Here is a 19441-nt window from a genome sequence, read left to right as displayed (position 1 = left end):
TGGACAAGCGGAGGCTATGGACTCCCGCTACCACCTCGCCGCAGGCATGCGCCGGCAGATCAACAAGGTCTTCCCGACGCACTGGTCCTTCATGCTCGGCGAGATCGCGCTCTACAGCTTCGTGATCCTGCTGATCTCCGGTGTGTTCCTGACGCTGTTCTTCGATCCGTCGATGGCACACGTCGTCTACCAGGGCGCATACCAGCCGCTTCGCGGTGTCACGATGTCTCGCGCCTACGAGACGACCCTGAACATCTCCTTCGAGGTGCGCGGCGGTCTCTTCGTTCGCCAGATTCACCACTGGGCTGCACTGATGTTCGCGGCGTCGATCATCGTTCACCTCGCTCGCATCTTCTTCACCGGCGCCTTCCGTCGCCCACGTGAAGCGAACTGGGTCATCGGCTGCCTGCTGCTCATCCTGGCGATGTTCGAAGGCTTCTTCGGTTACACCATCCCCGACGACCTGCTCTCGGGCACCGGCCTCCGCGCCGCCTTCGGTGGTATCACGATGAGTATCCCGATCGTCGGTACCTGGATGCACTGGCTGATCTTCGACGGCGACTTCCCCGGCGACCTCATCATCCCGCGTCTCTACGTCGCTCACGTGCTGCTGTTCCCGGGCATCATCCTGGCTCTGATCGCCGGCCACCTCGCGTTGGTCTGGTACCAGAAGCACACGCAGTTCCCCGGCCCCGGCCGTACGGAACAGAACGTCGTCGGCGTCCGCATCCTCCCGGTCTTCGCGATGAAGGGTGGCGCGTTCTTCGCCATGACCTTCGGCGTGCTCGCACTGCTCGGTGGTCTGTTCCAGATCAACCCCGTGTGGAACATCGGTCCGTACAACCCGTCACAGGTCTCGGCAGGTTCCCAGCCCGATATCTACATGATGTGGACGGACGGCCTTGCTCGACTGTGGCCGGCGTGGGAGATCTACCTGTTCAACCGGTACACGATCCCTGCAGTGTTCGCCGTCGCCCTGATCATGGGCCTCGTCTTCGCACTGTTAATCGCGTACCCGTGGATCGAGAAGCGTCTCACCGGAGACGACGCTCACCACAACATCCTGCAGCGCCCGCGCGACGTGCCGGTCCGTACCGCTATCGGTGCGATGTCCATCGCGTTCTACCTGGTGCTCACGATCTCCTGCATCAACGACATCATCGCGTACCACCTGCACATCTCGCTGAACGCAATGACGTGGATCGGCCGTATCGGCATGGTCATCCTTCCGCCCATCGCGTACTTCGTGACGTACCGGTTCTGCATCGGCCTGCAGCGCAGTGACCGTGCAGTCCTCGAACACGGCATCGAGACCGGCATCATCAAGCGGATGCCGAACGGCCAGTACATCGAGATCCACCAGCCGCTCGGCCCCGTCGACGAGCACGGACACCCGATCCCGCTCGAGTACCAGGGTGCTGCTGTCCCGAAGAAGATGAACAAGCTCGGCCTCGCCGGCAAGCCCGGTAGCGGTAGCCTGATCACCGCTGACCCAGTCGAGGAGAGCGAGGCTCTCGAAGCCGCTCATCACGAAGCTGAGCACGAGCAGCTTCAGATCCTTCTGGACTACCAGAACCGAACCAACGGCAAGTCCGATGGTTCAAGTGGAGAACTCCACTAAGAACGTCAGTTGACCAGTGAGGCCCCGAACCGGATTCCGGTTCGGGGCCTCACTCGTTCTCTGAGCGATTCAGTATGGACAACCTCCAAGTGGGCACCACTCCCCCGGTCCGTCGTCTGAGCGCCGACAACAGCAGGCACTACGCTTTGCTAGACCTCGAGCACAGTCGAATAGTGCTCCACCGTCGGGAACGGCTCGTAGAAGTGATGGAGAAGTTCTCGCCACTTCTCGTATCCTGGCGACTTACGGAACCCGATGGTGTGTGACTCCACGTCTTCCCACTCGACCAGCAGGAGATATCGCTCCGGTGATTCCAGGCAGTGCGAGAGCCGCAGCCTGATGAATCCGGGAACCTCGGAGATGATGGTTCGGGCCACGTCGAATGCGGCCTCGAAACGCGCTGACTGCGACGGATCGACCTGCAGGACGGCATGTTCGAGAATCATCTACCGAGTGTTGCACGTTCTCGGGAGTCCCCTCGAGGCGTTGTCGCCTGGTGAGATACTCGGACCATGACATCCCATGCACGCGGCACCTTCGAGATCGATCTTCGCCCCGCCGATCCTGAGCTCTCCGGACGCGTCGGACGCTTCGAGTTCGACAAGACGTTCATCGGCGGCGTCGAAGGCACGTCGTCCGGACTGATGCTGTCCGCGGGCGATCCGACAGCCGGTGCAGCGGGCTATGTCGCTTTGGAGTTTGTCACGGGGCAGGTCGACGAAGCTGTGGGATCGTTCGCCCTGCAGCAGTTCGGTCAGATGATCGACGGAACGCAGAAGCTTCTGTACGAGATCGTGCCGGGGTCCGGAACCGGCGAGTTGAAGGGCATCTCAGGCACTCTCGAGCTCGAGGTCGTCGACGGTCTGCACCGCTACGACCTCGAATACTCGCTCCACGATTGACAGAGAGCGGCTGTTGACAGGCACCCTCCTACCACCGAAACGTACATAAACGACAACAGAGGCGCCGTACCCGGGTGGGTGCGGCGCCTCTGTTCGAGTGCGGGTGAAACTAGTGCTTCTCGGGTCCGGTGTAGTACTCGAACACCAGGCCTGCGGCTGCGGCGAGCACACAGACAACTGCGACTGCGATGAGCCACGGCTGGAAGTACGCCAGCGACACTGCCGCGAGTGCAGCAGCAGCGGCAAGCAGGATCGGCCAGAAGCTACCCGGGCTGAAGAAGCCCAGTTCTCCTGCACCATCCGAGATTTCAGCGTCGTCGTAGTCCTCGGGACGGGTGTCCAGACGACGGGCGACGAAGCGGAAGTAGGTACCCACGATGAGCGTCAGACCTGCAGACAGGACGATGGCCGTCAGTCCGGCCCACTCGATACCTGTGCGTGACAGAGCGGTGAACACTCCGTAGATGATCGCGACGAGAATGAAGAACATCGTCAGGATCTCGAAGAGCTTGGCTTCGATCTTCATATCAGCACTTGTCCTTGTTCAGTGAAGAGGCTGGCCGGCTCAGTTGCCTGCAGTGGCGACGGTTGCCTGACGGTACTCGCGGTCGGTGTTGAACGGCGTGGTCGACGTAGCCACCGGCGACTGACCGATTGCCTGCAGAGCCTCAGCGGTCGTCAGACCACCCTTGCCCTCCGCGTCACCCTTGCGCAGTTCGATGTACTTGGCGAAGTCCTCCGGCGAAACCGCACGAACCTCGAAGTTCATCATCGCGTGGAACGTGCCACACATTTCTGCACAACGCCCGACGAACGCGCCTTCCTTCTCGATCTCACTGATCTGGAAGATGTTGTCCGAGTGGTTCTCCTTGGGGTTCGGGAGAACGTCACGCTTGAACAGGAACTCGGGCACCCAGAATGCGTGGATGACGTCCGAGGAAGCGAGTTCGAACTGGATTCGCTTGCCGGTGGGCAGAACGAGGATCGGGATCTCCTGGCTGGAGCCGACGGTCTCGATCTTGTCGTAGTGCAGGTAACTCAGGTCCTCGGTGCTGTTGCCGTGGATCGGGCCGGGAACTTCTTCGCCGTGATCGTTGACAGTGGAGCCCTCGGTCTTGGCAGCCTCTTCGGCCTCGACGTCGATTCCGTTGTACTTGGCGGAACCGTCACCGAACTCGATGGAGCGGTAGCCGAACTTCCAGTTCCACTGGAAGGCCGTGACGTCTACAACGACGTCAGGGTTGTCCGTCTTGTCCAGAACATGGTTCTGAACGATGACGGTGAAGTAGAAGAGAACCGCGATGATGACGAAGGGAACTGCCGTGTAACCGAGTTCGAGCGGCACGTTGTATGCCGTCTGACGCGGGAATTCCGGCGAGTCCTTCTTCTTACGGTGGAAGATGACGGCCCAGAAGACCAACCCCCACACCAGCACACCCATGACGAGGGCGGCTACAACCGACCACGTCCACAGCTCACGCATGCGCGTCGCCTCCGGGGTGATGCCCGAAGGCCACCCGAAACGAAGCACTTCGTTGTCGATGGAGCAACCCGACAGCAGCAAGGCAGCAATGCCCAGAGATACTGCCAGCCCCGCTCGCCGAAGGATCCGACCTTGCGCCACGTTCACGCCTTCCTGATCGCCACAAAATTCAACTAGGGCATGCCCGGAGGGAAGGCCCAATTACTACGCAGCGTAGACCAAAGCCGGGCGCTATCCATCCTCGGGTCCTCGCCCGTGTCGCGGCGGACGTCACACAGCTCTCTCAGGTGCTGCTCAGGAACGGCTCAGGTCGTTTCGGCGACGCACATCACGTCGATTCGTTCCGCCGCGATCGGCAGGGACGTCGATCTGCGGCATACTTTCGTCAAGAGTTCGTTGACCTCTCCCCGACACTCGTGTCCGGGAGCCTTCTGTACAAAAATTCTGAATCGAGGAACCGGACGCTGTGTGTGGACTGCTCGGGCTACTGACATCTGGCGGAACCAGCGAGGACGCCGTCTCGCGGGTCGACCAGGCGATGCATTGCCTTCGTCACCGCGGGCCGGACGAACACGGGACGTGGAACGACGATCACCTCGTCTTCGGGTTCAACCGCCTGGCGATCATCGACATCGCTCATTCCCACCAGCCGCTGCGTTGGGGCCCACCGGAGAACCCGGAGCGTTATGCGCTCACGTTCAACGGCGAGATCTACAACTACTTGGAGATCCGCGCCGAACTGGTCAAGGACCACGACGCCAAGTTCTTCACCGAGGGCGACTCCGAGGCCATCGTCGCTGCATTCCACTACTGGGGTGAGGACGCGGTCCGGCGCCTGCGCGGAATGTTCGCGTTCGCGATCTGGGACACCGACACACGCGAGCTGTTCATCGCGCGCGATCCGTTCGGGATCAAGCCGCTGTTCATCGCGACCGGCGCCGGCGGCACCGCGTTCGGCAGCGAGAAGAAGAGCCTGCTCGAACTCACCGATCTGATCGGCATCGGTACCGAGCTGGATCCGCGTGCCATCGAGCACTACACCGTTCTGCAGTACGTACCGGAGCCGGAAACACTGCACAAGCAGATCCGACGCCTGGAGTCGGGCAGCTTCGCTCGGGTGCGTCCGGGCGAGGAGCCCACGTTCACGCGGTATTTCACGCCGAAGTTCCCGGCCAAGCCTTTTGCACCTGGCACCGAGAAGGCGCGCTACCAGGAAATCGCCGAGGCACTCGAGGATTCGGTCGCCAAGCACATGCGCGCCGACGTCACCGTCGGTTCGTTCTTGTCCGGTGGTATCGACTCCACGGCGATCGCGGCGCTGGCGATGCGCCACAACCCCAACCTGATCACCTTCACGACCGGTTTCGAACGTGAGGGCTATTCCGAGGTCGACGTCGCTGCAGAATCTGCCGCAGCGATCGGCGCGAAGCACGTCGTCAAGGTGGTCTCCCCCGCCGAGTTCGCCGCTGCCATTCCCGAGATCGTCTGGTACCTCGACGACCCGGTAGCCGATCCGGCATTGATTCCGCTGTGGTTCATCGCGAAGGAAGCGCGCAAGCACGTCAAGGTCGTGCTGTCCGGCGAGGGTGCCGACGAGCTGTTCGGCGGCTACACGATCTACCGTGAGCCGTTGTCGCTCAAGCCTTTCGAGTACCTCCCCAAGGGACTGCGTCGGGCTGCCGGCAAGTTGTCCGAACGCATCCCGGACGGCACTCGCGGCAAGAGTCTGCTCAACCGCGGTTCCTTGACGCTCGAGGAGCGCTACTACGGAAATGCTCGTAGCTTCAACGACGCTCAGCTCCGCGCCGTCCTGCGCGATTTCCGCCCCGAGTGGACTCACCAGGACGTCACTGCGCCGATCTACGCGCAGTCACGGGACTGGGATCCGGTTGCGCGGATGCAGCATCTCGACCTGTTCACCTGGCTGCGCGGCGACATCCTCGTCAAGGCAGACAAGATGACGATGGCCAACTCGCTGGAACTGCGTGTGCCGTTCCTCGATCCCGAGGTCTTCGACGTCGCGTCACGCGTACCGCTCGATCAGAAGATCACGAAGGACACAACCAAGTACGCACTGCGCCAGGCCCTGGAAGGCATTGTGCCGCACCATGTTCTGCACCGCGCGAAGCTCGGATTCCCGGTTCCCCTGCGCCATTGGCTGCGCGGCACCGAACTCTTCGACTGGGCACATCTGCAGATCGAGGAGTCGGGAACCGACCACATCTTCGACAAGCAGGCCGTCGTGAAGATGCTCAACGATCACCGCGAGGGCGTGTCCGACCACAGCCGACGCCTCTGGACCGTCCTGACCTTCATGGTCTGGCACGGAATCTTCGTGGAGAAGCGCATCGTGCCGCAGATCCAGGAACCGGTGTACCCGGTCAATATCTAGGCCTTCGGCCCCGTGAGCGGTTAGGGAGTCTCCGGACTCCTCAACCACTCACGGGGCGGAGCCCTACTTCGGCAGGATCGTCGCGATCTCGTCCGCTGCCGCGCTGCCGTATGCGTCGGTAAGGCGCTTGAGTGCCTCGTCGCGATTGAACACCCACTCCTGCGTTCCCACGGTCTCGAGAATCAACACAGCGACCAAAGATCCCAACTGTGCAGCACGCTCGAAGCTCAGACCGGCGCCGTGTGCGAGCAGGAATCCGGCGCGGAAGCCGTCACCAACGCCCGTCGGATCCACCTTGCCGGTCTCGGGCACTACGTCGACGCGCACCCAATTGCCTTCGGCGTCAACAATTTCCACACCCTTGGAGCCGAGGGTGGTGACACGGATGCCGACCTGCGCGCGGATCTCTTCCTCGCTCAGACCAGTCTTCTGCTGAAGCAGACCCCACTCGTACTCGTTGGTGAACAAGTACTTCGCGCCGTGAATGAGCGCCTTGGCCTCGTCACCGGACAGGCGGGCAAGCTGCTGCGACGGATCCGCTGCGAACGGAATCCCGAGCAGACGGCATTCGTCGGTATGGCGAACCATGGCCTCGGGGTCGTTGGCGCCGATCAGCACCAACTCGACTGCGCCTGCAGTCTTGGCCACTGCCGCGAGTTCGATCTCGCGAGCCTCGCTCATCGCACCGGGGTAGAACGACGCGATCTGCGCCATGTCCTCGTCGGTGGTGCACACGAAACGCGCCGTATGTGCCTTGTCCGAGATACGGACCGCGCTGCAGTCGACGCCGTTGTCCTCGAGCCACGTGCGGTACTCGGCGAAGTCGGCACCGACTGCGCCGACGAGTAGCGGGGACCCGCCGAGCACGCCCATCGCGTATGCGATGTTGCCGCCGACACCACCGCGGCGAATCACGAGATCGTCGACCAGGAAACTCAGCGAAACGTGGGCGAGCTGATCGGCGAGGAGCTGATCGGCGAAGCGGCCGGGGAAGCGCATCAAGTGGTCGGTGGCGATGGAACCGGTTACCGCAATAGTCACGGATCGTGGCCTTTCAGCGAAGTGAGTACAAGAATGAAACAGGAGCAAAAGTTCACGTTACCGCCCGTAGCGCCGTCATCGGCGCCCGAGCTGTCGGATCGGAACGGTCTACGTACGAGTCACCACAAACAACTGACGCGAAACCGAATGTCGGTTCCGCGTCAGTTGTTCGTGAATTGAGTTGTGATCGACGGACTCAGTTGAACGAGTCACCGCAGGCGCAGGAGCCTGTTGCATTGGGGTTGTCGATCGAGAAGCCCTGCTGCTCGATGGTGTCGAGGAAGTCGATGGACGCACCTTCGACGTACGGCGCGCTCATCCGGTCGACAACCAGGTTGACGCCGTTGAAGTCGACAGTGAGGTCACCGTCGAGCGTGCGGTCGTCGAAGAACAGCTGGTACTTCAGTCCGGCACAGCCGCCGGGCTGCACTGCAATACGCAGCGCGAGGTCGTCGCGACCCTCCTGATCGAAGAGTGCCTTCGCCTTGGCGGACGCGGCCTCGGTCATCTTGACGCCGTGGGTGGCGGTCTCGTTCTGCACAGTCATGGGCTCTCCCTAATGTTCGTACCAACCCGTGAACGCTTCAACGGTACGCCGCTGCCGACTTATTCCCGCCAGTCCTTTACCGGGTGCGATTCGTCTTCATCCTATCCGGTCTTCCAGACACGGCAACGGCGCGTCGACGCTTGTGGATCCTCACCTCCGGACGCCGCGCCAGAAGTTCCACTCGCGTGCCGTGTGTTCGGCGAGTCCCTCGAGACACGCCGACGCTTCCTCCATCGCACGTTCCACCGACCCGGCGAAATCCGTCACCGACTTCGCCGCGACTATCGAGGTCGACGCATAGTCCGCCTCGTCGAGCGTCACCTGGCCGGCAAAGACGAGCGTCGGAACGCCGTGCGCTGCCCCCGCCGAAGCGAGCGTTGTGACGAGTTTGCCGCGCAGAGATTGGTGGTCGAACTTGCCTTCGCCTGTGATCACCAGGTCAGCGGAAGCCAGTAGCGCGGCCTGTCCGGTGCGATCCGCGACGACGTCGGCCCCGGATCGCCGCTGTGCACCGAGTGCAAAGAGCGCGGCACCGATACCACCCGCGGCGCCGGCACCCGGAAAATTCGACACTCGTTTTCCGGTGACGGACTCCAACTGTTCGGCCCATCTCCCGTTGCTCGCTTCGAGGACTGCGACGGCTTCGGCGTCGGCGCCCTTTTGCGGGCCGAACACCGCTGCCGCACCGTGCTCGCCGAGAAGTACGTGTTCGACGTCGGTGGCGGCGACCAACTGAATGCCTGCCATAGCCGCCGTTGCAGCCTCCAGGTCGCCCAGCGCCTCCACCAGTCCACGTCCCCCGTCGGTGCAGCAACTCCCACCGAGTCCTACGACAACCGTCTTCACGCCTGCCTCGAGCGCGACAGCGATCAGCTCTCCCACGCCGCGACTGTGCGCGGCGAGTGCGGTGTCCCGCGTCGGCGGACCTCCGAGCAGGCCGAGCCCGACGGCCTCGGCGGACTCGATGTACGCCGTGTCCGACTCGAAAAGCCACGTGGCGTCGACGGCGGCGGTCAAAGGCCCGGACACCCGTGCAGTCCGGATGTCGCCCCCGGCCGTGGCCAAGACGTCGACGAATCCCGGACCACCGTCGGATTGTGGCGCGATGACGACGTCGTCGCCGGGTCTACCGCGCCGCCAGCCGGCAGAAATGGATTCGGCCGCCGCGACGGCAGTCAGGGTTTCGCCGAACGAATCTGGAGCAACTATTACCCGCATAGCCGAAGTCTAAGAGTCCCGAATGACCCCGATGTTTCACGATCTCGCGCGTTTCAGTGCCTCGGGCGATTGGGTTTTTCAGAAAGACCGAGGTCGGTTTCCCAGACCGTGCACTTATCCAATAGCCTGGAGGTGTGAAATTGCTACGCCGCGGTGACTCAGACAACTCCGACAAACGTGACGTCGAGGGCACTGAGGCATCCTCGGCCTCCGAAGAGGCGCCCATCGAGCAGGTGGGCAAGGGCCGCCCCACACCCAAGCGTCGTGACGCCGAGGCGAAGAGGCGTGGCCCCGTTGCCCCTGCCCCGCTGACCGCGAAGGAAGCCCGCGCCCGCCGCAAGGCGACCCGCGGCTCCAAGGAGGACCGCAAGGCCGAAGCCGCCGAGCGTCGCGCATCGTCGGCAGACCGCCGCGCCCGCATGCTCGCCGGCGAGGACAAGTACCTGCTCCCCCGCGACAAGGGACCGGTTCGCGCCTACGTCCGTGACTTCATCGACGCTCGCCGCAACCTCGTCGGGCTGTTCATGCCGCTCGCGTTGATCCTCATCATGACCATGTTCGTCACGCCCGCGCTCCAGCAGATCGTCACACTGGCAATGCTCGTGATGATGCTCTTCATGGTCGGTGAAGGCATCTGGCTCGGTCGCATGATCAACAACCGCGTCGCCGAGCGCTTCCCCGACAGCACCGACGGCGGATTCAAGCTCGGCTGGTACGCGTTCGTTCGCGCGTCGCAGATCCGTAAGCTGCGCGCACCGAAGCCTCGTGTGGGGCCGGGCGACGCAATCTGAGCGTGACGAACACGTATAGAACTTTGGTCCTCGGCGGCGCGCGGTCTGGTAAGTCCGCGCACGCCGAGGATTTGGTTTGTGCAGGCCACTTACCCGAAAGTTCGGCACCGGTCCGGTACCTGGCGACAGCCAGACGTGATGTCTCCGACGCAGACTGGGAAAGCCGGATCGACCAGCACCGCAACAGACGGCCTTCTCATTGGTCGACTGTCGAAACCGCAGCTGCCGGTGACCTCGCGGCGCAGCTCGAAAGCGATTCACACACAGCGACGTTGGTCGACGATCTGGGAACGTGGCTGACCGCGGAACTCGATCGGCAAGGCGCTTGGGACGCACCGCGCGGCACCGTCACGCCCGCGGCGGACAGCCTGGTCGCCAGTGTCGAGAACTACCGCGGACACCTGGTGCTGGTCAGCCCCGAAGTGGGTTTGGCCGTCATCCCCGAGACGCGGTCCGGACGATTGTTCCGCGACGAGATCGGCACTCTCAACGCTCGTATCGCCGCGGTGTGCGATCGTGTCGTACTAGTGGTTGCAGGGTTACCGCTCATCTTGAAAGATACTGCTGCACAACCGGAAGGCACGATGTGAGTACCGAGGCCAATCCAGGGGCCATTTCAGGGGCGAATCCAGATGCCAACCCTGACGTCGCGCCAGTCAGTAGCGCCGACTTCGAACCCGTCACCCCGCCCGACCGCGAGGTGCGAGCGCAGGCCGATGCGCGTCAGCGTGATCTGACCAAGCCGGCCGGTTCGCTGGGCCGACTGGAGGCTCTCGCCGGCTGGGCATCAGCCTGCCAAGGAGTTTGTCCCCCACACGCTTTCGCTCGGCCTCGCGTCGTCGTGTTCGCGGGTGATCACGGAATCGCCCGCAACGGCGTCTCCGCCTATCCGCCGGAAGTGACCGCACAGATGGTCGCCAACTTCCTCGGGGGCGGCGCGGCAGTCAACGTCCTCGCCGAGGTTGCCGGCGCCACGGTACGCGTCGTCGACATCGCAGTGGACGGCGATACCGATCCGTCCGTCTCGAACCACAAGGTGCGCAGGTCTTCCGGGTCCATCGACCGCGAAGACGCCATGTCGAACGAGGAAACCCTTCAGGCCATCGCCGCCGGCCGAGCGATCGCCGACGAGGAAATCGACGGGGGCGCAGATCTTCTCATCGCCGGCGACATGGGCATCGGCAATACGACGCCCGCAACCGTACTCATCGCCGCACTCACGGACAGTGAACCCGTCGCGGTCGTGGGTCGAGGTACCGGTATCGACGACGCCGGATGGATCCGCAAGACCGCAGCGATTCGCGACGCTCTCCGGCGTGCCCGTCCGCACGTTCGCGACACAGTCGCGCTGCTGCGCACGTCTTCGGGTGCCGACCTCGCCGCGATGGCCGGCTTTCTGGCCCAGGCAGCTTCGCGTCGTACGCCGGTGATCCTCGACGGCGTTGTGGTCACCGCAGCCGCCATGGTTGCCGACGAACTGGCTTTCGGCGCACGTGAATGGTGGGTCGCCGGACACCGCTCCACCGAACCTGCCCACACCATCGCATTGACCCGAATGGGTCTCGACCCGATCGTCGAGTTCGACATGCGTCTCGGTGAAGGTTCAGGGGCAGTCACAGCGCTCCCGATTCTTCAGGGCGCAGTGGCAATCCTGGGCAAGATGGCGACATTCTCCGAAGCCGGCGTCAGCACTCAGGGCAGGGCACCTGCCGACGAACCCGAGTCGATCGACCTGACCAAGACCGATACGGCGGAGTGAGGGTGGCGGGCCCACTGTCCGGAGTGCCACTGGCCTTCTCGTGGCTGACGGTCCTTCCGGTTCGTGGTCCCTCCGACATCGACCGAACTGCCGGCCGTCGCGCCATCGCGGCAGCTCCGCTCACCGGGATCGCTCTCGGCATTGCCGCGACGTTTCTGCTCTGGGGCACAACCAGTATCGGCCTGAATCCCTATCTCGCAGGCTTGCTGACGGTAGGTGCGCTCGCTCTCGGGACACGCGGGATGCACGTGGACGGACTGGCAGACTCCGTCGACGGACTGGGTTGTTACGGTTCACCGGAGCGCGCCCGCGAGGTCATGCACAGCGGCGGTGCCGGACCGTTCGGGGTCGCGGCGCTGTTCATCTTCCTCGGGCTGCAATCGGTCTCCTTCGGCGTCCTCGCTGTTGCCGACTCCCCCACGCAGTGGATCGCCGTTCTCGTATCTGTCGGTGCGGGTCGTGTGGCCGTCGTTTTTGCCTGCCGCCGAGGTATTCTCGCGTCTGGCCCGAGCGGATTCGGTGCGCTCGTCGCCGATTCACAACCGTTGTGGGCCGCAATTGTGTGGTCGGTTCCGCTGATCGCCGCTTCCGGCTTTGCCACCGACCGGTGGTGGCTCGGCCCTCTCGTGACCGCGTCGGCGCTGGTGATCAGTGTGCTGTGCGTGCGTCACTGCGTCCGTAGATTCGGCGGACTCAACGGAGACGTTCTCGGATTCGCACTCGAACTCACTGTGACGCTTACGGCCGTCGGCCTCACTCTCGGACTGTGATCCGACGTCGTGCGAGTAGGTGTCCTTGCGTACGAAGGTTGCCTCGCGGCCGAGATCTTCGTTTTCACCGACCTTCTCCTGATCGCCAATCGCGTCGCTGATGGAGCGCCCGCCGACCCCTTCGAGGTATCGGTCATCGCAGCGTCCCGCACGCCCGTCGTTGCGGCAGGTGGATTTTCGCTCGGCGTGCAGGAGGGGCATCACGACATCGATCACCTGGTTGTGCCGGGGTTCGAACTCGTGCCGTCCGAAGACCCTGCGACGCGCTTGTCGCTGTGGGAGGGAGAAATCGAGTTCATCCGTGCGTGCGAGGCGCACGGCGTTCGGGTGTCGTCGGTCTGCGTCGGCGCGTATCTGCTGGGCGAGGCGGGACTGCTCGACGGACGCCGATGTACGACGTCGTGGCTGTACGGTGCGGACCTCGCGAGTCGTTACCCCGGTGCGACGGTTCGAACCGACTCGTTGATCGTCCAGGACGACGGCGTCACCACCACTGCTGCGTTCACCGCCGCGCTCGACCTCGCAACAGCACTCGTGCGCGAGCATCTCGGCGACAAGATTGCGCGTACGACTGCAAGAATTACTCTGGCGCCGGAAAACCGAACCAGTCAATCTCCGTACATCGTCGACTCGATGCTGCCCGCCAAACACACACAGTTTGCCGACGACGTCGGAAGGTGGCTGGTCGAACGGATGGCGGAGCCTTACGACTTGGATCTGCTGTCGGGTGCTTTTCACCTCAGCACCCGAACCATGCTTCGGAAGTTCAAGGACGAGACCGGGGAATCGCCGCGCAGTTATCTGCAGCGTGCACGGATCCGAAAAGCGAAACGGTTGTTGGAATCGACCGACTGGTCTCTCGGAAAGATCCTGGGGCACATCGGCTATCAGGATCCTGGAACCTTCCGTCGCCTGTTCACCGACCGCGTCGGCATCAGCCCGGCCGACTACCGAAAGCGATTCCGCAACGGCGGCGCCGGATAGGTGCGAGGCGAGCCCGCCCGAAAACATGGCGAACCGCCCTCTTCTGTAGTCGATCCCGCGCCGAAAGACTGTGCAGAGGAATTGTTTCGACTACTGAGAGGGCTCACCGTGCCGAACCGGAGCATGACCGAAGACGATCCGCTCGAAGACTTCGACCGTCGAACGATCACCATCGACGCAGTGGCGAAGTCCGTGTACGTGGCCGGCACCGGTCCCGCAGTAATCGTCATGCCGGAGATGCCGGGCATCAGCCCGCATGTAGCGCGATTCGCCCGCTGGGTGCGCGACGCCGGTTTCACGGTCTTCGTTCCGTCACTGTTCGGCCGCGACGGAGCGGTCCCCACAGTGAACGAGGGGCTGACGGTATTCAAGAGAGCCTGCGTCAGTGCAGAATTCCGCGCCCTCGCTGCCGACGAACCGAGTCCGGCGGTCCGTTGGCTGCGTTCACTCGCCGCTTCGGCGCATGAGGAGAGCGGCGGACCTGGCGTCGGCGTGATCGGAATGTGCTTCACCGGTAACTTCGCGTTGTCGATGATGCTCGAACCCCCGGTCATCGCGCCGGTTCTCGCCCAACCGTCGTTACCGCTCGATCGACCGGACGAAACCGACAGCGGGCCCGAAGAACTCGAAGCCGTGCGCTCGAGACTCGAGGCCGAAGACCTCACGGTGCTTGCATACCGCTTTCGAGGTGACTCGTTCTGCCGCGCACAACGATTCGCCGCCTATTCGAAAGCCTTGGGCGAGCGCTTCGTCGGGAAGGTACTACCCGACGAAGCGGCCAACGCGACAACGTCGCCGTTCTTCGAACACGTCATTGCCAATCCACACAGCGTGGTGACGGCTCATCTCGTCGACGAGGCGGGATCGCCCACCACCGTCGCACGAGACGAGATTCTGCAGTTCTTCCGGGAGCGATTGCTCGCGGAACGAACCAGCGATCAGTGAAGTTTCGTCATCCAGCCGTGGGTGTCGGCGAAGGTTCCGCGCTGGATACCCGTGAGGGTGTCGCGCAGTGCCATCGTCACCTCACCCGGCTCGCCGTCGGCGATGGTGAACTCGCCCTCGGCGGACTTGACGCGTCCGACGGGGGTGATGACTGCTGCTGTGCCGCAAGCGAAGACCTCGGTGATTTCACCGCTCTTGCACTTGGTGCGCCATTCGTCGGTGCTGATCTTGCGCTCCTCGACGGCGAAACCGGAATCGGCGGCAAGGGCAAGCAACGAGTTGCGCGTGATGCCTGGCAACAACGAACCGGACAGCGACGGCGTCACGAGGCGAGCGTCGGGGCCCGAGCCGAAGACGAAGAACAGGTTCATTCCACCCATTTCCTCGACGTACGTGCGCTCGATGGCGTCGAGCCAGACCACCTGGTCGCAACCCTCGTCGGCGGCTTGCGCCTGGGCGAGGAGTGAAGCGGCGTAGTTGCCGGCGAACTTGGCCGCGCCGGTACCACCGGGGGCCGCGCGAACGTATTCGGTGGACAGCCACACACTGACCGGCTTGACGCCGCGCGGGAAGTACGCACCGGCAGGCGAGGCGATCAGCAGGTAGCGGTACTCGTCAGCGGGACGGACACCGAGTCCGGCTTCGGTGGAGAACATGAACGGACGGAGGTAGAGCGCGTCCTCGCCACCGGCTGCGGGAACCCAGTCGAGATCGACGTCGATCAGTTCGGTGATGGAATCGATGAACATCTGCGACGGGAGCTCCGGCATGGCCAGACGGCGCGCAGATGCCGCGAAACGCTCGGCGTTGGCCTCGACGCGGAACGAGCTGATCTCGCCACCCGGCTGACGGTATGCCTTGAGGCCCTCGAAGATGGCCTGTCCGTAGTGCAAAACCATTGCGGCCGGATCGAGCTCGATGTTTCCGTACGGCAACACCTGGGCGTCGTGCCAGCCCTTGCCCGCGGTGTAGTCGATCGAGACCATGTGGTCGGTGAAGTGCCGCCCGAAGCCGGGCGCCGCCAAAATGTCACGGCGCTCGGCGTCGGACTTCGGGGACGAGCTCTGAACACGAACGAAATCGGCGGCACCTGTCATGGGCGCAATCCTATCGAACGTGAAAAAGCTCTCTACTTGGTGTTGGTCTCCACGAACGGAGGAGACACCACGACGCACCGAAGAGCACGACCACGGACGTCGACTTCGATCTCGTCGCCGGCCGAGACATTGGCACCGGAATCGAGGAGCGCCAACGCAATTCCCACTTTGAGCGAGGGCGAAAACGTCCCCGAGGTGGTCTCGCCGATTGCCTCGCCGTCACGCAGAACACCGAGGCCGGCACGAAGCACGCCGCGATCGAGAGCCTTGATCCCCCAGAGTTTGCGAGCCGGGCCGGCAGCCTTCTCGTCGGTCAAGGTCTCTTTGCCCCAGAATGTCGGCTTCTTCCAACCGATCGCCCATCCGCAGCGCGCTTCGAGCGGAGAAATCTCGAGCGAAAGCTCATGCCCGTGCAGCGGATACCCCATCTCGGTACGAAGAGTGTCACGGGCGCCGAGTCCGGCGGCCTGCCCACCCTCGGCGCGCACTGCCTCGAGAAGCGCGCGGAACAACGGCTCGCTGTCCTCCCACCGCGGCAGGAGTTCGTAGCCGACCTCACCGGTGTAACCGCTGCGGCACACACGAACAGGCACGCCGTTCCATTCCGCATCTTCGTACGCCATGTACTCGATCTCGGTGGGAAGTCCCAGAGCGGTCAGAACCGCCACCGATTTCGGACCCTGCACAGCCAGCACACCGTAGGCACGATGCTGATCCTCGACGGTGATTCCGTCCGGTGCGAGGGCGACCAGAGCCGCAACGACGTCCGCGGTATTGGCTGCGTTCGGGACGAGGAAGATTTCGTCGTCGCTGACGTAGTACGCAATGAGGTCGTCGATGACACCACCGGACTCGTTGCAGCACAACGTGTACTGAGCCTTACCCGGCCCGATCTTGTTCAAATCGTTGGTCAGTGCGGAGTTCACGAATTCCGCGGCGCCCGCGCCACGCACGACGGCCTTGCCGAGGTGACTGACGTCGAAGAGTCCGACATTCTCACGCACAGAGGTGTGTTCGGCCACGACGCCGGCGTACGAAACCGGCATCTGCCACCCCCCGAACGGCGCGAACGTCGCGCCGAGTTCGACGTGGACGGGGTGGATCGGGCCCTGCAACAGTTGTTCGTCGGTCATGGCCCACAACCTATCGGACTTCGCCGATCGAAACATGTCCGCAGCGAGAGCTCACCCGGCCGTGACGATCGCCCGTCCGCAAACTGCAAAGGGCCTAACATCGACTCAGGCATCCGCCAGAACCGGACGCATCGCACACTCACCTCACAGGAGACACCTTGAGCACTCGCACAGCCCGATCGTTGGGACCCGACCTCGTTCTCGCCGGCACAGTCGCCAAGCGCGCAGAGATACTGGTCGTCGGTCTGACGTCGGGTCCGGACGGCCCCGAAATCGCACTCAGCGAAGGCATCGTCGCCGAAGACGTACTCGCCGAGATCCTCGACAGCCTCATCGCCGTCGGCGCCACGGGCAAGCCCGAGCAGCTCACTCGTGTCCCGGCACCGAGCGAACTGTCGGTCACCAGCGTTCTCGCCGTCGGACTCGGCTCTGCCGACAAGCTCGGCAGCGAGCAGATCCGTAAGTCCGCCGGCGCCGCAGCTCGCTCGTTGTCCGGCATCGACACCGTCGCAACCACGCTCTCGATCCTCGACCTCGGTGCAGCCGCCGAGGGATTTGCGTTGGGCGCGTACAGCTTCACCGAATTCAAGTCGTCCATGACGGCTCCCGGTCCCGATTCGCAGCCACTGGCCCGCGTCGAACTTCTGGTGCCGTCGCCGCGCACGAAGGAGACCAAAGCGACGCTGGCACGGTCGGCCGCCATCGCCGAGGCCGTCGCCACCGCACGCGAGTTCGTCAACACTCCCCCGAGCCACCTCTACCCCGCCGAGTTCGCCGCGCGCGCGAAGGCACTGGGCGTCGAGGCCGGGCTCACCGTCCAGGTTCTCGACGAGAAGGCACTCGAGAAGGGTGGCTACGGCGGAATCATCGGCGTCGGCAAGGGCTCGTCACGCCAGCCGCGTCTCGTCCGCCTCGAATACGCGTCGAAGAAGCGTGGCGCCCGCAAGGTCGCACTGGTGGGTAAGGGCATCACCTTCGACACCGGCGGAATCTCCATCAAGCCCGCCGCCGGTATGGAGAACATGACCTCGGACATGGGCGGCGCCGCAGCCGTCATCTCCACCGTCGTGCTTGCCGCCAAGCTCGGCCTGCCCGTCAACGTCGTCGCATACGTACCGATGGCCGAGAACATGCCGTCCGCGACCGCCCAGCGTCCCGGCGACGTGCTGACCCAGTACGGCGGAATCACCATCGAGGTCGTCAACACCGACGCCGAGGGCCGTTTGATTCTTGCCGACGCGATGGTTCGCGCGGGTGAGGACGATCCCGACTACATGATCGACACCGCCACCCTGACCGGTGCGCAGATGGTCGCGCTCGGCAACCGCACCCCCGGAGTCATGGGCACCGACGAGTTCCGTGACCGCGTCGCCTCCATCTCGCAGAGCGTCGGCGAGAACGGCTGGGCCATGCCGCTGCCGGAGGAATTGCGCGGAGATCTCGACTCCAAGGTCGCCGACATGGCCAATGTCACCCCACACCGCTGGGGCGGCATGCTGGTCGCAGCTCACTACCTCAAGGAATTCGTTCCCGAGGGTGTCCAGTGGGCGCACATCGACGTCGCGGGTCCGGCCTACAACACGTCAGGGCCGTGGGGTTACACCGGCAAGGGCGGTACCGGCGTTCCCGTTCGCACGATGATCTCGGTCCTGGAGGACATCGCGGTAAACGGCTGACCCCTTGCTGTGCGCCTTTATTAACCCCCCGCGGTTAATAAAGGCGCACAGCAGTTCAGGCGCCGTCGCGTAATTCCTGCTCTCGGGCCCGCTTGCGTTCGATTCGCTTACGTTCGTCGTGATCGCGCATACGCTGCGGATATCCCGTCTTGCGGACGTCGTAGACCGGGATCTTCAGGTCCTGTCCCAATTTGCGGGCACCACGTTCGCCGCCGACACGACGACGAGTCCACTCCCCGTCCTTCGCAACCAGGACGACGGTCACCTCGGTCACCGTCGTCTGCGGTTCCACATAGGCCTCGACGCCTTCGTGCGAGTGCGCCCAATTCGCCAGATGATCCGCATCACTTTGCGCTGCGGCCTGAGCCGCACTTGGCGGACGCTTGAAACGATCGAACAGTCCCACGGTCGTACCCTCCTCGGTACCGACGCCGCGGATGCACCCCGGCGATATGTCAAGTTTGCCAGGCGATGTCCGTTGTGCCTGCGCACGACATACCGTTTGGTCCGCTTACGCCGTTACAGCCGGACCCCCGACGCATACCTACTCGCCAGTAGCCGACACACCCGAAACGGACGGCATCCCCCTCATCGGACACGCCCGGCGTATCAATGGAAAGATGAACGACGGTGACGCCGCGCCCGCGCGTCGACATCGGCAAAATAGCTACAAGTAGCCGCACGTCGCGCGCCACTCGAGCACAATGCATTACGACCACAAGTCGACAAAATTCAACAACCCGAACACAACTGTCGAGGAGTCAAAAGACATGGCCTTCTCCGTCCAGATGCCAGCCCTAGGTGAGAGCGTCACCGAGGGAACTGTCACACGGTGGCTCAAGCAGGAAGGAGACACGGTCGAAGTCGACGAACCCTTGCTCGAAGTCTCCACGGACAAGGTCGACACCGAGATTCCGTCTCCCGTCGCCGGCGTCCTGACCAAGATCGTCGCGCAGGAAGACGACACCGTGGAAATCGGTGGCGAGCTCGCCCAGATCGGTGAAGCCGGCGAAGCCGCAGCACCCGCGGCAGAGGCACCCGCCCCCGCCGCCGAGGAAGCTCCCGCCGAGGAAGCGCCGGCT

20 protein-coding genes are annotated in these 19441 nt (G+C 63.6%); 11 read left to right on the top strand and 9 right to left on the bottom strand.

Annotation, left to right across the window (positions count from 1 at the left end; all coding sequences use genetic code 11):
* Positions 1-16: 16 nt before the first annotated feature.
* Positions 17-1621: a cytochrome bc complex cytochrome b subunit gene (locus tag YH3_RS24245; RefSeq protein WP_007730057.1), complete on the top strand. Its 1605-nt coding sequence runs from the start codon at positions 17-19 to the stop codon at positions 1619-1621.
* Between the two features lie 149 nt (positions 1622-1770).
* On the opposite strand, the gene YH3_RS24240 is transcribed toward YH3_RS24245, so the two are convergent.
* Positions 1771-2067, bottom strand: coding sequence for an antibiotic biosynthesis monooxygenase (locus tag YH3_RS24240; protein WP_019748908.1), 297 nt, complete (start codon positions 2065-2067; stop codon positions 1771-1773).
* 66 nt (positions 2068-2133) lie between these two features.
* Here YH3_RS24240 and YH3_RS24235 point away from each other — a divergent pair, with 66 nt between their 5' ends.
* Positions 2134-2523, top strand: coding sequence for a DUF3224 domain-containing protein (locus YH3_RS24235; protein ID WP_063316159.1), 390 nt, complete (start codon positions 2134-2136; stop codon positions 2521-2523).
* Between the two features lie 109 nt (positions 2524-2632).
* Here the strand turns inward: YH3_RS24235 and YH3_RS24230 are convergent, their stop codons facing one another.
* Positions 2633-3049: a cytochrome c oxidase subunit 4 gene (locus YH3_RS24230; protein ID WP_003941723.1), complete on the bottom strand. Its 417-nt coding sequence runs from the start codon at positions 3047-3049 to the stop codon at positions 2633-2635.
* A gap of 39 nt (positions 3050-3088) precedes the next feature.
* Entirely contained in the window at positions 3089-4153 is a 1065-nt protein-coding gene (locus YH3_RS24225) for a cytochrome c oxidase subunit II (RefSeq protein WP_007730054.1), read from the bottom strand.
* A 319-nt stretch (positions 4154-4472) separates the two neighbouring features.
* On the opposite strand from YH3_RS24225, the gene asnB reads away from it, so the two are divergent.
* Complete coding sequence (gene asnB / locus YH3_RS24220; RefSeq protein ID WP_003941790.1) at positions 4473-6398, top strand: asparagine synthase (glutamine-hydrolyzing); 1926 nt, start codon at positions 4473-4475, stop codon at positions 6396-6398.
* Between the two features lie 63 nt (positions 6399-6461).
* Here asnB and YH3_RS24215 read toward each other — a convergent pair whose 3' ends face one another.
* The 3 genes from YH3_RS24215 to YH3_RS24205 all read right to left on the bottom strand — a co-directional run bounded on the left by YH3_RS24215 (position 6462) and on the right by YH3_RS24205 (position 9204).
* Complete coding sequence (locus YH3_RS24215) at positions 6462-7439, bottom strand: carbohydrate kinase family protein (RefSeq protein ID WP_003941700.1); 978 nt, start codon at positions 7437-7439, stop codon at positions 6462-6464.
* Between the two features lie 196 nt (positions 7440-7635).
* The gene (locus YH3_RS24210) at positions 7636-7986 is read right to left on the bottom strand and encodes an iron-sulfur cluster assembly accessory protein (RefSeq protein WP_007730053.1); all 351 of its coding nucleotides are present in this window, start codon (positions 7984-7986) and stop codon (positions 7636-7638) included.
* Between the two features lie 150 nt (positions 7987-8136).
* Positions 8137-9204, bottom strand: coding sequence for a glycerate kinase (locus YH3_RS24205; protein WP_064444141.1), 1068 nt, complete (start codon positions 9202-9204; stop codon positions 8137-8139).
* A gap of 134 nt (positions 9205-9338) precedes the next feature.
* Between YH3_RS24205 and YH3_RS24200 the strand changes: the two genes are divergently transcribed.
* The 6 genes from YH3_RS24200 to YH3_RS24175 all read left to right on the top strand — a co-directional run bounded on the left by YH3_RS24200 (position 9339) and on the right by YH3_RS24175 (position 14453).
* Entirely contained in the window at positions 9339-9995 is a 657-nt protein-coding gene (locus YH3_RS24200) for a DUF3043 domain-containing protein (RefSeq protein WP_007730051.1), read from the top strand.
* A gap of 2 nt (positions 9996-9997) precedes the next feature.
* Positions 9998-10585 carry a bifunctional adenosylcobinamide kinase/adenosylcobinamide-phosphate guanylyltransferase gene (gene cobU, locus YH3_RS24195; RefSeq protein ID WP_064113259.1) on the top strand — a complete coding sequence of 196 codons (588 nt, stop codon included), beginning with the start codon at positions 9998-10000 and terminating at the stop codon, positions 10583-10585.
* A 23-nt stretch (positions 10586-10608) separates the two neighbouring features.
* Positions 10609-11754, top strand: coding sequence for a nicotinate-nucleotide--dimethylbenzimidazole phosphoribosyltransferase (gene cobT / locus YH3_RS24190; protein WP_058039510.1), 1146 nt, complete (start codon positions 10609-10611; stop codon positions 11752-11754).
* Positions 11755-11756: 2 nt separating this feature from the next.
* Positions 11757-12524, top strand: a complete 768-nt coding sequence (locus YH3_RS24185) for an adenosylcobinamide-GDP ribazoletransferase (protein WP_082920635.1) — start codon at positions 11757-11759, stop codon at positions 12522-12524.
* 9 nt (positions 12525-12533) lie between these two features.
* Positions 12534-13508, top strand: a complete 975-nt coding sequence (locus YH3_RS24180; RefSeq protein WP_064444140.1) for a GlxA family transcriptional regulator — start codon at positions 12534-12536, stop codon at positions 13506-13508.
* Between the two features lie 123 nt (positions 13509-13631).
* Entirely contained in the window at positions 13632-14453 is an 822-nt protein-coding gene (locus tag YH3_RS24175; protein ID WP_082920634.1) for a dienelactone hydrolase family protein, read from the top strand.
* On the opposite strand, the gene YH3_RS24170 is transcribed toward YH3_RS24175, so the two are convergent.
* Complete coding sequence (locus tag YH3_RS24170; protein ID WP_003941766.1) at positions 14447-15550, bottom strand: branched-chain amino acid aminotransferase; 1104 nt, start codon at positions 15548-15550, stop codon at positions 14447-14449. The two genes, YH3_RS24175 and YH3_RS24170, sit on opposite strands and share 7 nt — an antisense overlap.
* Before the next feature lie 32 nt (positions 15551-15582).
* Positions 15583-16683, bottom strand: coding sequence for a glycine cleavage system aminomethyltransferase GcvT (gcvT, locus tag YH3_RS24165; RefSeq protein WP_003941726.1), 1101 nt, complete (start codon positions 16681-16683; stop codon positions 15583-15585).
* A 158-nt stretch (positions 16684-16841) separates the two neighbouring features.
* Between gcvT and YH3_RS24160 the strand changes: the two genes are divergently transcribed.
* A complete protein-coding gene (locus YH3_RS24160; RefSeq protein ID WP_019748919.1) occupies positions 16842-18359 on the top strand; it encodes a leucyl aminopeptidase in 1518 nt (505 codons plus the stop codon).
* A gap of 55 nt (positions 18360-18414) precedes the next feature.
* Here the strand turns inward: YH3_RS24160 and YH3_RS24155 are convergent, their stop codons facing one another.
* Positions 18415-18765, bottom strand: coding sequence for a hypothetical protein (locus YH3_RS24155; RefSeq protein WP_003941713.1), 351 nt, complete (start codon positions 18763-18765; stop codon positions 18415-18417).
* Positions 18766-19129: 364 nt separating this feature from the next.
* On the opposite strand from YH3_RS24155, the gene YH3_RS24150 reads away from it, so the two are divergent.
* A partial coding sequence (locus tag YH3_RS24150; RefSeq protein ID WP_305793868.1) for a biotin/lipoyl-containing protein occupies positions 19130-19441 on the top strand: 312 nt, incomplete at its 3' end.

It is taken from the genome of Rhodococcus sp. YH3-3, from assembly GCF_001653035.1.
Classification (GTDB): Bacteria; Actinomycetota; Actinomycetes; order Mycobacteriales; family Mycobacteriaceae; genus Rhodococcus_F; species Rhodococcus_F qingshengii.
Note: the sequence above shows the minus strand (reverse complement) of the source record. Positions and strands in the feature narration are given on the sequence as shown.

What these genes read in the sequence shown, in the direction of transcription:
- YH3_RS24245 (WP_007730057.1), top strand. Translation starts at nt 17, where the DNA reads ATGGACTCCCGCTACCACCTCGCCGCAGGCATGCGCCGGCAGATCAAC.
- YH3_RS24240 (WP_019748908.1), bottom strand. Translation starts at nt 2,067, where the DNA reads ATGATTCTCGAACATGCCGTCCTGCAGGTCGATCCGTCGCAGTCAGCG.
- YH3_RS24235 (WP_063316159.1), top strand. Translation starts at nt 2,134, where the DNA reads ATGACATCCCATGCACGCGGCACCTTCGAGATCGATCTTCGCCCCGCC.
- YH3_RS24230 (WP_003941723.1), bottom strand. Translation starts at nt 3,049, where the DNA reads ATGAAGATCGAAGCCAAGCTCTTCGAGATCCTGACGATGTTCTTCATT.
- YH3_RS24210 (WP_007730053.1), bottom strand. Translation starts at nt 7,986, where the DNA reads ATGACTGTGCAGAACGAGACCGCCACCCACGGCGTCAAGATGACCGAG.
- YH3_RS24205 (WP_064444141.1), bottom strand. Translation starts at nt 9,204, where the DNA reads ATGCGGGTAATAGTTGCTCCAGATTCGTTCGGCGAAACCCTGACTGCC.
- YH3_RS24175 (WP_082920634.1), top strand. Translation starts at nt 13,632, where the DNA reads ATGACCGAAGACGATCCGCTCGAAGACTTCGACCGTCGAACGATCACC.
- YH3_RS24170 (WP_003941766.1), bottom strand. Translation starts at nt 15,550, where the DNA reads ATGACAGGTGCCGCCGATTTCGTTCGTGTTCAGAGCTCGTCCCCGAAG.
- gcvT (WP_003941726.1), bottom strand. Translation starts at nt 16,683, where the DNA reads ATGACCGACGAACAACTGTTGCAGGGCCCGATCCACCCCGTCCACGTC.